Here is a 15,688-nt window from a genome sequence, read left to right on the forward strand (position 1 = left end):
TTTCTCCCCGGAATTTATATCCTATCCTTCCAATCCCTGTATCATGTACGAAGCAGGCATTGAAATGACCAACGAGGACTTTGAATTTGCAAAGCTTCCTCTTTCAAAAAAATTTATTCGCCTCATATTCGAAAAATATCAGCTTGACTACATAGCCTATTTCGGGGAGAATATGTTCTATGTCTCAGGGCAAAACTCCCAGCCTCTTACTCCATTATATCCCAATGCCAGATATCCTGAAGATATCGAACTGGTTCTGGATTTCATGGCGCGTGAGCGGATCCGCAGGATAAAATACGAAGGTGGAATCCTTTTTCGGTCTGCAGTCCCGGAACTGCGGGATTCGGGGAATAATAGCTGAAAATATGTGACGGGGAATGATAGCTCGAAGTAAATGTGGCGGGGAATGACAGCTCAAAGTAACTTTGAAAAACATTGATGTTAAAAAGAGATTTAGTGCCTATCCGAAAAGTCGGTAATGCGATCGAAAAATTACAGCAGGTCTATAATAGCAGGGCTTCCTCTTCGGTTTTGCATATTGCTAATGGTAAGTTACAGTAGGTCACAACACTTTTCGGATAGGCTCTTAGATGTCCCTGTTTAAGGTTCAGATATAGCTCTGTTTAAGACTCAGGTATAGTTTTATTTAATACAGAAACCAGGTTGCTTTTTTCTTTTTGTTCTGGTTATTTATAGTTTTATTGCAATAATTTACATCACAAAGTTTCTCTTTATTGTTAGGAGGGGTATTGAATGATACATCTATGGGAATATGATTCTCGCAGGATTCATGGTGTGCATATGCCACAAATGATGAGCGACCTTGAAAAAATCGGGAACGAGGGCTGGGAACTGATTATGGTTAAAGATGACATTGATGATGAAGGAACAGTAACTGCTATTTTCAAACGGCAGAAGGCAGAGGTCATATCTCTGTAACTAAATTCATTTTTTAACTGTTTCGTAACAATTTTTAAGTTTTTTCTACCTTTTCATTTTTAATTTCTGTTTTTAATTTCTGTTTTTAATTTCTGTTCATGCGTCTTCGGTTAAGTGAGGAATCATGATAAATTGCCTCCATTTTCGTAACAGTTCTCAAAAACTGTATCCCATTGAGAGTTGGAACTGGGTATCGATTTCATGTAAAAAGGACAAAATTTAAGGCGACTTTTGGTGCAAAATCGATATCCTTCAGGCAAGAAAATTCCTTAACCGATGACCAATGAATTTCTGTTTTTAATTTACTATCCTGACATATGTCGTATTTAGCCCGTATTTATAGTTTCCTTTTCACCATCAATTTATTTATTCTTTTTTGTCGCTATTGATATCGTTTTCCAGTTTATGTAATTCCCTGTATTGCTCTACAACTCCTCTGCTTATCCCTGTTGCATATGATATCTCTTCCACCGTCATTCTTTTTCCGATGAGCATTTTCACCCTTCCATAATCGCGGATATACCTATCCACTGCTTCCGGACTATGATTTGTTTCCTTTGCGATCTGGCTTGTTGATTTCTTTTCGAGCTTCTTCCTCACAATAATTCCTTTATGTGTAATTCCAGGACCTATATCGTGAATATTTCCTCTCGTTGGAAGTACCTCATCATGCTCATTTTGATACTGCTGTACGTATTTACTCACTGTAGGGATTGATTTTCCAAGTAAAACTACTACGTCAGCTTGGGTTAACAAAGCTCCCTGTTCATAAGCTTCGTTAAATAGCCTTACTGCTCTTGCTTTTTCTATCTCAGTTTTCTTTACCTTTTTTTCTAACTTTTCCATATCCTCTCTGGTTACCAGGTTTAACCTGACTGGAATTATTTTATGATCTTCTATCTTTTTATGCTGTTCCTGTGACTCATCTACGCTTACCGCAGGCCATATCACCTGACCAACTTCAAGGTTATCCGGAAAAAACTGGTCTATTAAGCCTTTTACGTCATTAACAATCATTTTTACTACTCTTTTTCCTCCAAGAAACCTATATTCGGTATAAAGCAGATATTCCAGAGCACTATCAAAGGTCTTCCTGAGCATAGATGAAAAAGGAGAAACCTGGTTCATCATCTTTTTCACCTCTTTTTTTCGAAGCTTGTTTTGACCTCTGATTTTATCTCATTTAAGATGGGACTTCCTTTGTCTTTGAATCTGTTGTAGAGCTGCATGTATTCCTCTACAAGTCTTTCAGATATCCCTACAGAATAACGTATTTCCGCATTTGATAACCCTTTTTCATTGAGATATACGACACGTTCAAAAGATTGAAGATACCGTTCTATACTCCTTATGCTGTGATGCATTCTTCTGGCAACTTCAGAAGGTTGTGATCCTTGCAATAGCAGTTTTACAGCTTTTGTTTTGTGAGAGACTGCAGAACCGATATCTTTGATGTAACCTCTTGTGGGAACGACAATTCCCTGTGCCTCATACTCCTTTACATCTCTCTGTATTGTTCGCTCACTTACGGTAAGCAGGGAAGCTAAATCTTCGTGAGTAAACAGAGCATCCTGATCATATGCTTCCTCTGCATAGCGAAGCATCTTTGCTTTTCTGAGTGCAGCAACTCCATATTCCGATAGAACGTCAAGATCAGTCTTTGAGACGAGGGTTATCCAAACAGTTACAAGTTTGCATTTAATAAGCGGTTTTCCTGCGGGTTCATCAGAAGAAACAAGGTCTATGGGAACTCTATTTTTACTGAGTCCATTATCGTGAAAATATTCCGGGTCAAAGTGATATTTGACCGACTCAAGAATAGACCTGGTAACTCCAGGCGCAAGTTCAAAGTCATACTCAATTTCGGAGAGAAAATTCTGTTCAGCACTTTTGACATCTAAACGATGGACATCCTTCATGGCCTCGACTCCTAATTATATAAGGGCCAATCTGACGTATGTCCGCATTTCACATTTAAATTTGTGAGTATATACTTATTAGAAGGAGAAGTTTACTCCCTTAGTTTCCAGTATTTTTCCCCTTCTTTCTGATGAACTCTTTTCGTGAAGAATGTTTACTTGTATATATTTTCTTTGCGGTTACTTATAAATATTCTAATTTTTAAAAATCAACTTTCAGAAAAATTTTATTATTATCTGTATATTTTATATATCGGACTATATTTTATATCTAATAATTTTTAGAAAGATTTATATCAAATATTTGCATAAGTTAATCCATATTATCGTCACAGGATAATATAAAAAGACATATACTATATTAAATGTGAAATGTTAATAATTCATGGGGATTTGCCTGACGGCGAATTTGTGGTTTGCAATTAATAGGTATATGTCTGATGGCCGGGCTGATGGGTCAGCTCAGACAATAAAAACGGGGTTGGTTCATAATTCCCCTGCTGCGCAAGAATTGGGGTTACAACTTGCCGCTCCGGAGGGAGAAGCTAACACATTCCTGCCTGAAAACGGTCTTGGAAAGGTGTTGGCTTTTTGATCTACTAATCGAGGTAAAATTGGTTAGATTAATTAATTTCAGGAGGTGAGGCGCAAAACAGTTTTATAATTAAAAACTGTAAATTTCCTACAGTCTTGTTTTATTTAATTTTTAACCAATAATTAATTTCAGAATTTCTAGACTGTTTATAGGATTGTGTTCAAGCTAACTGGAATCTGCTACAACTCGCGACTTCAATAATTTATTTAATCTTATATAATACTCAATGTTGGACTCAAAATAAAATTGAACATTTGCGGAATCTAGGTGCAGAATATGAAACAGAAAATAATGTTATTTGGTGCACTGCTAATTATGTTCCTTTTAGCAGGAACAGCAAGTGCAATAGAAGATACGGAGAATACAGATACTGTATCGCTTCCAGTTGATCTGTGCGTTGATAGTATCGTCTACAGCGACGAAGGTCCTTTCGCGGCGGGAGACGTTGTAGAAACCACTGTAACCTTCAACAAACCCGTCAATTATGCGGCTTTTACTGTTTGTGACTACGATCCGAATCCCACCGTCATCGTAATGACTCCAAAGGATGACAGTGGTACTGTCTGGTGTGGTACATATCCCGTTCAAGGCGATGTAAACGATGCGGTTGACGTGATAGTATATGGAGCCATCTTAGATGGGGACTTTGCTTATGGAGCTCTCTTCGACGACTTTGGAGTCATCCTCGACGACTATGGAACCATCTTAGAAGGTTATCCTGTGATTGAAGAGGTTGAGGAAACTGATTATTACGCCTTTGTGATTGACAACGAAGCTCCGAAGTTTATTATAATTGAACCGGATATTGGTGTCAATACAAATTGTGTATGCTTCAATATCCAAGCCGTCGATAAACTGAGCGATACAATTGCCTATGCCATCTTTATCAATGGTATTGAGAAGAAAGCAGGGGTTGTGGATTGTGACGGATATGTAATATATGAGCCTGAGCTGGATGATGGCTATTATCAATGGAGAATCGAACTCGAAGACGAAGCAGGAAATATTTGTATCTCTGAAGACTTCGACCTGTACGTGGACACCGACTGTCCGAGTGCAGTACTTGTTTCCCCGGAAGCCAGCTGCGTCATCAGCGCATATCTCGATCCCTTCATGACATTCAGTTTCACCGCTGAGGATGATTTCTCTGGTGACTGTGATCTGGAGCTGTATTACCAGGTGTACATCAACGGAGAACCTGTTGAGGAAATGTCCGGGATTATGCCCTCTGAAGAGCTCGTAACCATAGACGTTCCATCTGGCTTCTTCGAGGACGGGGCTTATGCTTGGTACGTTGAAATTGAGGATCTGGCAGGAAATTGCTTTACGAGTGAAGTCCGGGAATTCTATGTCAACTGCGAAGAGCTTATAGTCAGTCTCAATTTCCCGGCGGATGGTGAGTTCGTTTCTGCATGTCCGGAATTTAACTTCAGTGTTTCAGGAGGAGCAGGGCTGCCTTTCGATTACGAACTGCTTATTGACGGCGAGGTAGTAAAGGAGGGCACGTGCGTTATCGGTGAAGACGAGGTTAACTGCTATTCCGTGAATGTAGAAGTGGATGAAGGCATAGATATTCTCTGGACCGTGTGTATCACTGATTGTGCAGGCAGGGAATATCTACCTGATCCATGTTCTTTCTCTGTTGACTGTACTGCTCCGGCTGCCGTGGCAAACCTGTGTGTTGTTGACGCTCTGAGCGCGACTACATGGTACTATACATATGATGAGCCCGGACTGTACGTTAGCTGGGATAATAACTTAGAAGACGATCTTTGCTTTGACCCGGCCGATCCTTTCTCTACTCCATATGTGGTTTTAATCAGCGAATGCGAGCCCTCATGCATTGAGGATATGCAACTGGCAGATGCTGTAAGCCCACTCGAATCCCAATATGACGACAACGGTGTATGTACTCTTGATACAGACGTCTATATCGGAGGGTGTGCTGGAGAACCCCTCGTTTATGGTCAGGACTACTGGGTAGCTGTTATTGCCCTGGATTGGGCTGGTAACTACGACGAATGCTTTGCCGTTTGCGGGCCTGTCCGGACATACGAAGACATGAACCTCATGCTTGATGCAGGCTGGAACCTGAAATCCGTGCCCAAGACTCCGGCTGCATTCAATGACGACCCGGACTCGGTCTTTGGAGAATGCACCACAGTCATTTACTGGGACGGTTGTGAATGGGTATTCCCGGACTGCATCGAACCATGTAGGGGTTACTGGGTCTACACTCCGGAAGCCTGCGTGAGCAATATAAAGTTCAAGCCAATGTCACTTGACAGTTCAACTCCTGATGTGCCTCCGTCTCTTGACCTGGATTGTGGATGGCAGATGATAGGACACACCTCTACAGTACCTGTACACTGGTCCGAGACTCTGGGTTCATTGCAGGGTCTTCTGGGCTTAGAGTATAAGTTCTCCAACCTCATCACGTATTCTTGCAATGAAGGTTGGGGCGGTACAATCTCTCTTGGATTCTTAGACCTGGTCGGTGAAGACGGTGTTTCAGAAATGGATCCATGCCCGGTTGAAGTACTTGAATTTGATGGTCTTATGGCTCCAGGACAGGGATACTGGGTCTTCATGAAGGAACCCGGTACCTACGCTTCCGTCGAAAACGTGGAGTTCTACGTCGGTGGAATAATTCCCGACGATGGAACCGACGATGGAGCCGACGATGGTACCATCAATGATACTATCAATGATATCTTCAATGGCACCGTGTAAGAGGTGAAATTTCGAAAGCAGGCAACTTTTCAGCCATTAAGGCTGAAGTTTTTTTCTTTTTTCTTGTTTGCCTAGCAATCGGAGGTAAATCATGAACAGGATATTAAAAAATAGTTTATTGGGAACAGCTGTACTTATGTTGTTTTTTTCAACAGCTGCTCATACATGTATGGCAGAGGAAGAAGCAGTTCCTTTGCTTCCAATGACAGTGGAGGGGGTCGCCCTGATTGATGGGGACCCGGCTCCCACAGGCACTGTCGTTGCAGCTTACCTTGATGGAGAGCTGGTAAAAGAGGCTATCATAAATAGTTCCTCAGGAAGTTTCTATCTCTTGATTCCCGGAGAAGCCGAGGACGAGGGAAAGCCAGTTACCTTTAAGGTGGATGAAGAGGATTCGGGTGCGAGTTATGACTGGGAATCCGGAAAACAGGTTTTATCCATCGAACTGTCGGTCGGTGACGTAGCCGACTCAGGGAGTTCTAAAAAGAGCTCAACATCAAGTTCAAGTTCCGGATCGGTAGAAACCAGCGAATCGGAAACTTCTGGCGCTGAAGTCATTAATAGTTCAGTCACTCAACCGGAGGTAGAGATTCAGGAAACTGTCCCGGAAAATGCAGTTGCCGATTCAGGTGAAGGTGCCGAAACCGAACAGAGTGCGGAATCTTCCGAAGAATCCTCTGAAACAAGCAGTACTCCAGGTTTTCAGATTATTTATGCGGTTGTAGGCCTCATTCTGCTCACTTTCGGCTCAAAGCTTGGGAGGGAAGCAAGAAGGAAACCCTGACGGATTTTTCTAAAAGGATCTGCACGGGTAACGTGAAAATCTCAAGGTGATAAGGTGACCATCAAGGACAAATACTTAAGAGTTTTATCATGCCTGGTTATTCTGGTACTGGGCATATCCCTTGTTCCGGTTGCATCTGCCAGCAGTACTATTCCTTCGATTCCCAACTCATTTGAAGGAAAGCTGATTACGAATGGTGCAGATGTACCCGCAGGAACTATAATTTCGGCTTATATAGATTCCGAGCTTGCTGGCAGTAATACTATAGATGAAGCAGGAAAATACCGGCTATTAGTCTCGGGTACCGAGGAGGATAACGGAAAGGAAATTGTCTTCAAACTGGGCTTCGTTGAATCCGAGCCTGTTTCCGTGACCTACCAGCAAGGTGCCTATCCAGTGGAACTCGATCTTACTTTTGAAGGGGAGTTTGTATCTCCAATCATAGAAAGCTGCTCTGCATCTCCTGTGTACATCCTGAATGACGGAAAGGATTACTCAACTATCAGGGCAAAAATCTCGGATGAAACTTCCGGAGTTATGTCGGTAACTATCGATCTCACCCCCATAGGAGGAGAAGTTGTTTCCCTGACGCCCGAAAGCGGAGGCATTTACACCTGCGATGTGAGCAGCACTCTGGCAGGAGAGTTTAAACTCGCTCTTACAGCTACGGACTACTTTGGGAATAAAGTTACAGATGGAGATAGTATCTCGATTACCGTAGTTTCAGAAAATGAGATTACGACAATGTTTGGGGGCGCTGATAAGATTTTCTCTGCTGAAGAAATCAAAAACATTGTAAATAATAATGAAATCTCCAGCAGGCTCAAATACGCAATTCTGGCAATTTACTTTGCTGACGGGTGGGATAGAATATGAAACGGCCTGAATTTAAAATTGCTTTTGTGCTGCTCCTGAGCCTGGTCTTATGCACGGTACCGGCTTCTGCAGGCAGTGCAGAAAGGACTCTTCCTTCTTCCGTTAGCACCAGTGAGGTGTTTGAGGTAACAATTAGTGTAGCTGATTATGGAGTAGCCGGGCAGGTTCTGGAAAAGATTCCTGCAGAATTCACATACGTCAGCTCGACTCTCCCGGAAGAAGCTGTAACTGTAAACGGGAACAAGATTTCTTTCCTGCTGATAAACGATGAGAGTTTCAGCTATACTCTTAAAGCTCCTGAATCAACCGGAACATACCAGTTTGTGGGGCTTTTAAGAGATATCAACAAAACCGAATTCTCTGTTCTCCCGGCAAGTTCTTCTATAAAGGTAGTATCAACCTCCGGGAGTTCAGGCGGCAGTTCACATAAGAGCTCAGGTAGCAGTTCAAGCGGCGGAGCTGGAGGTTCCCCCGAACTCCAGAGCAATGTAGAGGCTAAAGAGCTTTCTCAGGCGTTTGTCACCAACGGAACACATGTAAGGTTTGATTTTCCAAATGGTGTAACCTGCATAAGGTATGTGGAGTTTGATGCCAAGAAAACTCTCGGAAAGATCACTACTATTGCCGAAATGCTGAAAGGTCAATCCAAGCTGGTTCCGAATCTGCCCGAAGGCACGGTCTATAAGAACGTAAACATCTGGGTGGGTTCAGGAGGAATTGCAAACTCTGATAATATCGAGAATGCAGTTGTCGGTTTCAGAGTCGAAAAGGCCTGGCTTGAGGAAAACGAGATTGATGCAGATTCGTTAAACCTCTGGTACTATGACAATTCATGGAATAAACTTGATACAGAGAAATTAGACGAGGAAAGCGACACTTATGTCTACTTCGAAGCCAAGACTCCAGGTTTCGGATCCTTTGTAATTGTTGCTGGAGACGATTCTGGTTCGATAGAAGTCGAGCCTGTTCCGACTGATGATGCAGGAGATGATGTGGCATCCGAACCCGCAAGGGCTTCAAGCGGAGGCTGGCGTTCCACGCCTGGTTTTGAATCCGCAGCTTTTCTGGGAGCTGTTGGAGCCGCATACTGCGTCATGAGAAGAAAGTTCTAAATGCCAAAATAAATTTCCTGTTTGAAGCAGCATCCAAAGCTGCTTACTTTTTTATATTTCACCCTGGTTGCACCACCCGAGTTTCGCTTCCCGAATTGCGCCTCGGGATCATAAGAAAATCATAGATTTTCTGGGAGTTGCGATGTAATCGCAACAGAACGAGGTCTGTTTCGGCAGAGTTGCGACTCTGCAGTTCGCTGTCTGTTTCGGCAGAGTTGCGACTCTGCAGTTCGCTGTCTGTTTCGGCAGAGTTGCGACTCTGCAGTTCGCTGTCTGTTTCGCTCCGCTCAAGCAGACTAATTTGCAGATAAAAATCGGGAGCTCCGCTCAAGCAGACTATTATGGGAAAAGTGAGCTTCGCTCAAGAGGGCTGCATTACAATATTTCTGACCAATGCAATGTCATTATTTATACCGGGTGTCGAAGGAAATTTTTTGCAGGGTCGCGTCAGACAAGCTGGCGTAAGCATCGATAAGATCTGATTTTAAGGCGGTCTCCGGGGGTAAAAGTTAGTATTCCTAAGGCCGGTAGGAGTATTCTTCAGTTCTTTTTCCGGGAAGAAGGCCGGTTATAGACCTGGGTGCGAGGAGAAGATACAGAAAATATTATTTCTGACGTTCGGTTTAAAGAACTGCATACAATGACTGAATGCATGAAATTGAGAACTGCATAAATGAGCTCATAACCCGGAATCCTTACTGAAATCTATGTTAAAATCGGAATCTTTTCGGGTTCCTTTACTTGACCTGAGATTTCTCCGAGTAGGAGCATCCGATTCATGATTTTCCCTTACTGGAGGAAGGTTGAGGATATGGAGTTGGGGAGCCCTGATACCATTTTTCAGAAATTCTATCCAGGCTCTTGTGTGCACATCGGATTCGAACTTGAATTCATCCCGCAGATCATTGACGTAAGCTTTCGCTCTTAACCTGGTATAAAAAGGGAGAGCTTTGTGGAGCAGGGTAACAGGAGTGCTTCCGGAGATGTAGACGTATTTTGAGCTCACGACCGCTTCCCGGAGGATCCTCATTGCAGTTTCCACATTTGACTCTGAAGCGATATAGAGGTCTATCACAACCATCATTTCCGAAGCCCCGTAATTCCCGCTGGCAACGGTTTCGTTGAAGATAAGGCTGTTTGGGGCTGTAACGGTGTTGTCGTCAGGGGTTACCAGTTTCGTTGCCCTTAGTCCGATATCGGTAACCTCCCCATAATAAGCTCCAATGGAGATTTTATCCCCTATCTGGTAGGGCTTTTCAAAAGTAATTACAAGTCCGCCTATAATGTCTGCAAAAAGGTCCTTGACTCCAAAACCGATGGCAGCACCAAGAAGCCCTGTAAGAAGGAGCAGTTCGGGCCCAAAGATGTTGAATATTTCCCTGAGGATGTAATAAAAAGCCAGAACATATATTCCAAACTTTACCGCAGGGATAATCATTTTTACTTTTATCCTATCCTTGCGGCTCATTTTTTCTGAGAGCTTTGATATAAGGGCGGTAATAACCCTACCGAGCACGTAGGCAGCGGCAAGAATCAGGAACATGGTTACGACGGTTTGCGTATCTATTGACCTGAGGGTTTCCAGAAGCTGCTGACTGCCTGAATCTCCGTTTACCATTTACCACACCAGCCTCAGTTTTTCCATATAAGCAATTACGCTTTGCAGGGCTTCTGGCCTGATCCGGTAGGAAGCGCCTTCATCTTTAAAAATCAGTTCCCCGGTTAGGAGCCGGAAGAGAATTTCATCCGCCCTGAATTCAGATCCTATCAGTTCGGCGATTTCGGTTTTTTTCAGGGCCTGGTATGAAAGGATCAGGCTTAAAACGAAAGCCTCTTCGTACTCAAGATCGATATCAAATGAAAACTGCCCTATATCTTCATGCTTTATCCCCGGATAATCAAGCCCGAGTTCCCAGATTCTCCATGCAATTCCTGGGTTACCTTTTGACTCCAAGTAGATCTTTTCAAACACCATTTCTTCGGCAGTCTGTGTCTCTTCCTCATGCAGGAAGCGGTGCCTCAGATAAGATAAATTTATTTTCAGGACAGGGACGAAGATTTTCCTACCCAGGGAGGACAGTTCAAGCGGGTATTTTTCTATATATATGAAAGGCTCTTTTTTTGGCTCTTCATCGTTTTCAAATCTGATTTCTGCTTTCCCATACCTTTTAAGGATAAAGAGCCTGAGATTTTCCTTTTCGAAGGCAGGGATGAAGATCTGTACCGGAAAATACCTCTCGATTCCGAAGGCTTCACTCAGGTATCTCCAGGAATAAAGGTTCCAGGTGGCGATGAATAGCTTTTCCTGAGAGCTTATCATGTAAAGAAACTCATAAAAGATGTCAAAACCGCCGGGCTTTCGCATGTACAGATAGTGGCAGTTATCAAAGAGCACTACCCTTTTAGTGTCATCAGGAATGGAAATCTCCTTTCTGTCCCGGACAATTTCGGAAAAAGTGATTCCTGTTGCCCTGTTCTGATTTATCCTCTCTATTTCGCCAAGCAGAGTCGTCTTTCCGGCAAGAGTTCCGGCTATTATGGCTATATTCAGTTTTTTCCCTGTCTCATAATCAGCAATTGAAGCCTGTATTTCTCTGATTTCTTCCCTCAGTCCGAGAATTTCACCGAAGCTGTAATCTCCAGAGTCGCTATGCTGAGTACCCACTGTATCCCCGATTTTATATTCCCTGTATTGTACTTAATAGATACTGCCAAATATTTTTCCATAATTGAGTTATTTTTCAGGGGCGGGATTCTTTAAAGGCTCTTTAAAGGCTCTTTAAAGGACTCTTTACGGGATTATTTTCAATGATTATTTGAGGAGTTTTTCAAGGACTCTTTAAAAGACTCTTTAAGACAGTCACAGATATTTCCAAGGCATTGATTTTGCAGAAAATAAATTCGGCTGGAACTTTTAAATATTTATAGCTATTTATAGAGTTTGAAATTTATTCTTCGAGATTTATTTCTCACTTAATTTACTTTATTGAAAAACCCAACCCTTCCCGGAGAAATAGCTGTGGATGACTGGATGATTTTAACCCTTATCCTTTTCCTTGCCCTGCTTATAGTGTACCTGCTCGTCAAATACATCAAATTGAAAGGCAGGGTAGAATCCCGCGCAAGAGACCTGTATGAAGCTTGGCAAACGCGGGAGATGGAACGACAGGTTTCCGAAAAAGCCGACACTCTCTTTCGGACCTGGAAACTTGACGAGGAGAAAAAAATCCGTCAGGACGCTGTAAAGAAAAGCGAAGCCGTAATCCGCGGCAAGGTCACAGAACACCTGATCCCTTATTTCCCTGACTTTGAATACAACCCCAAAGATGCAAGGTTCCTCGGAACTCCTGTGGACTTCATCGTCTTTGACGGGCTTTCCGAAGGAAAAATGAATAAGGTGGTCTTTGTTGAGGTGAAGTCCGGAAAAACGGGAGTTCTTTCCCAGAGAGAAAAGCTTGTCAGGGAGTGTATTGACAGAGGAAGAGTCAGCTACGAGATCATCCACAACAGGGAATGAATTCCAATAATTTCTTATCCTTTTTGGTAAGTAAGAGTTCATAGGAAGAAAATGACTTATCAATTACGATCATATTCCTTCTATAAACTCAAAATCTATTGAAATTCAAATACTTAACTTTCTGGGGGGTAAACAATGGCAGAAACAACAGATAATAACAAACCTATGATCTGGAAAGAGCTCGTACTGGGATTCGCTGTAATCGAATCATGCATATATCATTCGATACGCACAGTACCTATCGTGACTGCAAGTAATGCCGAAGAGGCTCTTTTCACAGATAACCTCAGCAGACTTACCAAATTGGAAGGAGGCGAGACTGTAAAAGGAGTTCTTCAGGTTCCTTTCCCAACGTATGAGGTAACCGGGTCCGTACCGGTTGAAGGTGAAGAATTCAGCAATGTTCTTCTTTTAGGATACGAGTATTCTGGTGTGCAGCCTCCTGACTGGATGGAGGTTCTTAAGAGGAAGGCAGCAAACCCGGAGAAATGTGTGTAAAATTTGAGTTCGGTATGGAAAACAGCAATCATTGATAGGTCGGAAAAACACCTGAAAAAAATGTTTGAGTCCGGGAAAAGCAAAATCCGGTTTATCGAAGAGCTAACTCCGCTATCCATAGCCCTTATTTGCAGCTCTTTCCCGATTTGTTTATAACTGTCCCGTTTTCTTTTTGCTCATTCCGTTTTTTTCTGTCTTTTTACTTGCCGGTTTTTTGCAGAACTCATCTTAATTCTCTCGACAGTTTCACTTGCTAGCTTTTCTAGCCAGAAGCCGACAGGGGCTGAGTTTTTCAGCAAACGTAAGAATACTTTTAAAGCATGAGGACTACGCAGTATCGCTTTTTACTCCAGCTTTTCCCCCTCGACATAGCACCCGAAATATGTATTTTGCTCCACTTTTTTAAGGACACCGCTAATGTTTTCCAGTGCCGCTTCCATCTTTTCCATTCTCTTCTCTATCTCCTGCAATCTGGCAAGAATTTCCTGATCCGTAGTCACAATTTCAACCCCTTTTAGATCTGCTAAAGTTAGCATTCAGTATAACAGAAATTTCCAATGTGTATTCGGTGTGTATTCAGCGTATTACTCTATTGTATATTCAGTATAATTCTATTGTATATTCAGTATATTCTGCAATGTTTTTATAGTCAACGTAAAATGGGTTAACGGCTTGTTTATATAAGCCAGGTATATTTTCCGGGAAATGAGAATAGAAGGGAAAGAAAAAACCATGTTGAGAATTGCAGTAACAGGCAGTCCGGGGGTAGGGAAATCAACAGTCGTAGCAAAAACTGCCGAAAAACTTGCCGAAAAGCCAGGCTTTAAAATAGGCGGCATCAGGACCGCCGAAATCCGTAAAGAAGGGCATAGGGAAGGCTTCTCAATCAGGGACCTTGCGACAGGAAAGACAGGAATTCTTAGCCACGTTAAAGGCAGCGGACCCAGGCTTGGAAAATATCACGTCAACCTGGACGACCTTGAGAGGATCGGAGCAAACGCGGTCAGGAACGCCCTTGCCTGCGATCTGGTAGTCATAGATGAGATAGGGCCGATGGAGCTTATATCTCAATCTTTCGTTTCTGCGGTTGAGGAAGTTCTGGAATCAGATAAACCTGTTCTGGCTGTGCTTCACCATTCAAGCAGGCATCCGCTTGCGCAGAGGTTTAGAAAAGGGTTTGAGGTTTTGACGGTTGATAAGGGGAACCGGGATGAATTACCTGAAAAAATCACAAATCGTTTCCTCAGGAAATTGGGCTGAAACTGATTCTTCGCGTTCCACTACTGCTGTTTTTTCCTGCCTGAACCAAACTTTTGCGATATTTTTAGTACCGGGGATAATTACGGGGCTGTCTCGTCCACGGTGAGGGCACACTGTAAAGCTTCCGGCCTCGTCAAAGAGAGGTAAGTTGCCTTTGATACGCAGGGGACGTGAGTATTCTGCTTTACTTCTGGGAGAGCAGGGCTAGCAGGATTACTAAAACTATGATCAAAAGTTTTGAGGCAACCAGAATTAGTTTTTTTCTCAATATCTCCTCTCTTTCGGATTTCACTTCTTTTTCCGTTTTTCCTGTTTGTTCCGGTTTTTTATCTTTTTCGGGGTTTTGCTCCAGACTTTCGGTCATCCTTCTCGTTCCTGATCTTTGTATGTTGATTTCTTTTTAAAGCTTGAATAATTTTTCTTTTTTTCCGGGTAAACCGTAACGAATATGGCCAGATTTTGTTCCGGAGCAGGAGCTTCATTAATTTCTCAGATATTTCTCAGATAAGCAGTAGCCCGGTTTGCCAGTCGTTGATTATTCTGATAGCCGTCCTCATTTCGTCTACCTCTCCTTTCTTCTGGAGGAAATTGCACTGTTTGCCTATCAGTTCAAGTCCTGAGTAAGAGTCCTGGGTTTCGAGGGTGACATTATAAAAGACCTCAAGGGCAGTTTTGTTTTCGACAAGCATTTTTTCTATTATCTTAAGGGCAACCCCGATAGGGTCCTTCAGGTGGGTCGCATCCTTTATCCCCAGCAGGCCCTGTACATAGTCATCATTTTCATCGAAGGGAATGACTCCGGGGGTATCCACAAACATAATGCGTGACCCTGCACCCACGTGCTGCACGCCTTTTGTGTGGCCGGATACGGGGGAAGTGCTAGCCCTGTGCCTGCCGGTAACCCCGTTGATAACGGAGGATTTGCCCACATTGGGATAACCGAGGGTGCCGACAAGGATATCCTGCCCTTTTATACAGGCAGATGCAAGGATCTGATGCCTTAACATGGTTGTCCCGAACCTGGCCTTGCCGGACACAAAAACCGTGGGGGCAATTCTTGAGAGGCGGGCTTTGGTTTTCTCAAGTTTATCTTTTGAGACAAGGTCGCACTTATTGATGACTATTATGAAAGGCTTCTTTAAACGAATGATTTCCTTTTCAACCTCGTTGTTTCGGGTCTCATCAGGAAACCGGGCATCTATGACTTCAAGAAGGACATCGGCTTTTTTTATAACGTCCCTTACCAGAACTTTGTAGCTTGTCATCGGGCTGTGCTATGATGGGGTAAGGATATAAGGATATCTCTAAATCAGGGTGTCTTCAAACCTGGCTCTCTTCAAATGGTAAACTTTTGTTTCCATAACCCGTAACTTGAGGAATGAAGTAAATACAAAACAATAAAAGGAGCAGTTAGTAACCGATGAATCTACCAAAATCAGGCAACGCTTTTTCAGC

At 42.9% G+C, this 15,688-nt stretch carries 16 protein-coding genes; 9 read left to right on the forward strand and 7 right to left on the reverse strand.

Annotated elements, in window-relative coordinates:
• The first annotated feature begins 43 nt into the window (after positions 1-43).
• Together MA_RS17695 and MA_RS17700 are read left to right on the forward strand one after the other, a co-directional pair.
• Positions 44-361 carry a hypothetical protein gene (locus MA_RS17695; protein ID WP_048065690.1) on the forward strand — a complete coding sequence of 106 codons (318 nt, stop codon included), beginning with the start codon at positions 44-46 and terminating at the stop codon, positions 359-361.
• 392 nt (positions 362-753) lie between these two features.
• The gene (locus MA_RS17700) at positions 754-939 is read left to right on the forward strand and encodes a hypothetical protein (RefSeq protein ID WP_048065691.1); all 186 of its coding nucleotides are present in this window, start codon (positions 754-756) and stop codon (positions 937-939) included.
• A gap of 366 nt (positions 940-1,305) precedes the next feature.
• Here the strand turns inward: MA_RS17700 and MA_RS17705 are convergent, their stop codons facing one another.
• Both MA_RS17705 and MA_RS17710 read right to left on the reverse strand, forming a co-directional pair.
• On the reverse strand, positions 1,306-2,040 hold the full coding sequence (locus MA_RS17705; protein WP_157860303.1) for a DUF1670 domain-containing protein: 735 nt from the start codon (positions 2,038-2,040) through the stop codon (positions 1,306-1,308).
• A gap of 35 nt (positions 2,041-2,075) precedes the next feature.
• Positions 2,076-2,858: a DUF1670 domain-containing protein gene (locus MA_RS17710; protein ID WP_011023319.1), complete on the reverse strand. Its 783-nt coding sequence runs from the start codon at positions 2,856-2,858 to the stop codon at positions 2,076-2,078.
• Between the two features lie 910 nt (positions 2,859-3,768).
• Between MA_RS17710 and MA_RS17720 the strand changes: the two genes are divergently transcribed.
• From MA_RS17720 to MA_RS17735, 4 genes are all read left to right on the forward strand, one after another.
• Positions 3,769-6,186, forward strand: coding sequence for a hypothetical protein (locus MA_RS17720; RefSeq protein ID WP_193589506.1), 2,418 nt, complete (start codon positions 3,769-3,771; stop codon positions 6,184-6,186).
• A gap of 91 nt (positions 6,187-6,277) precedes the next feature.
• The gene (locus MA_RS17725; protein ID WP_011023320.1) at positions 6,278-6,970 is read left to right on the forward strand and encodes a hypothetical protein; all 693 of its coding nucleotides are present in this window, start codon (positions 6,278-6,280) and stop codon (positions 6,968-6,970) included.
• A 54-nt stretch (positions 6,971-7,024) separates the two neighbouring features.
• The gene (locus MA_RS17730) at positions 7,025-7,846 is read left to right on the forward strand and encodes a hypothetical protein (RefSeq protein ID WP_011023321.1); all 822 of its coding nucleotides are present in this window, start codon (positions 7,025-7,027) and stop codon (positions 7,844-7,846) included.
• Entirely contained in the window at positions 7,843-8,958 is a 1,116-nt protein-coding gene (locus MA_RS17735; RefSeq protein WP_011023322.1) for a PGF-pre-PGF domain-containing protein, read from the forward strand. The genes MA_RS17730 and MA_RS17735 overlap by 4 nt, the downstream gene beginning before the upstream one ends.
• A gap of 679 nt (positions 8,959-9,637) precedes the next feature.
• Here MA_RS17735 and MA_RS17745 read toward each other — a convergent pair.
• Positions 9,638-10,576, reverse strand: a complete 939-nt coding sequence (locus MA_RS17745) for a mechanosensitive ion channel family protein (RefSeq protein ID WP_011023323.1) — start codon at positions 10,574-10,576, stop codon at positions 9,638-9,640.
• A complete protein-coding gene (locus tag MA_RS17750) occupies positions 10,577-11,623 on the reverse strand; it encodes a hypothetical protein (RefSeq protein ID WP_011023324.1) in 1,047 nt (348 codons plus the stop codon). It lies immediately after the preceding gene.
• A 354-nt stretch (positions 11,624-11,977) separates the two neighbouring features.
• Between MA_RS17750 and MA_RS17755 the strand changes: the two genes are divergently transcribed.
• Together MA_RS17755 and MA_RS17760 are read left to right on the forward strand one after the other, a co-directional pair.
• On the forward strand, positions 11,978-12,475 hold the full coding sequence (locus tag MA_RS17755; RefSeq protein WP_226990645.1) for a Holliday junction resolvase-like protein: 498 nt from the start codon (positions 11,978-11,980) through the stop codon (positions 12,473-12,475).
• Between the two features lie 135 nt (positions 12,476-12,610).
• Positions 12,611-12,973, forward strand: coding sequence for a hypothetical protein (locus MA_RS17760; RefSeq protein WP_011023326.1), 363 nt, complete (start codon positions 12,611-12,613; stop codon positions 12,971-12,973).
• Positions 12,974-13,317: 344 nt separating this feature from the next.
• On the opposite strand, the gene MA_RS27395 is transcribed toward MA_RS17760, so the two are convergent.
• Positions 13,318-13,473 (reverse strand): hypothetical protein, encoded by a 156-nt coding sequence (locus MA_RS27395; protein ID WP_157860304.1) that lies wholly within the window; start codon positions 13,471-13,473, stop codon positions 13,318-13,320.
• Between the two features lie 205 nt (positions 13,474-13,678).
• Here MA_RS27395 and MA_RS17765 point away from each other — a divergent pair, with 205 nt between their 5' ends.
• A complete protein-coding gene (locus MA_RS17765) occupies positions 13,679-14,233 on the forward strand; it encodes an NTPase (protein WP_011023327.1) in 555 nt (184 codons plus the stop codon).
• 184 nt (positions 14,234-14,417) lie between these two features.
• On the opposite strand, the gene MA_RS17770 is transcribed toward MA_RS17765, so the two are convergent.
• Both MA_RS17770 and MA_RS17775 read right to left on the reverse strand, forming a co-directional pair.
• Positions 14,418-14,597 (reverse strand): hypothetical protein, encoded by a 180-nt coding sequence (locus MA_RS17770; RefSeq protein WP_048065695.1) that lies wholly within the window; start codon positions 14,595-14,597, stop codon positions 14,418-14,420.
• 136 nt (positions 14,598-14,733) lie between these two features.
• Positions 14,734-15,498 (reverse strand): GTPase, encoded by a 765-nt coding sequence (locus MA_RS17775; RefSeq protein ID WP_011023329.1) that lies wholly within the window; start codon positions 15,496-15,498, stop codon positions 14,734-14,736.
• Positions 15,499-15,688: the final 190 nt, after the last annotated feature.

This window comes from Methanosarcina acetivorans C2A (assembly GCF_000007345.1).
GTDB classification, from domain to species: domain Archaea; phylum Halobacteriota; class Methanosarcinia; order Methanosarcinales; family Methanosarcinaceae; genus Methanosarcina; species Methanosarcina acetivorans.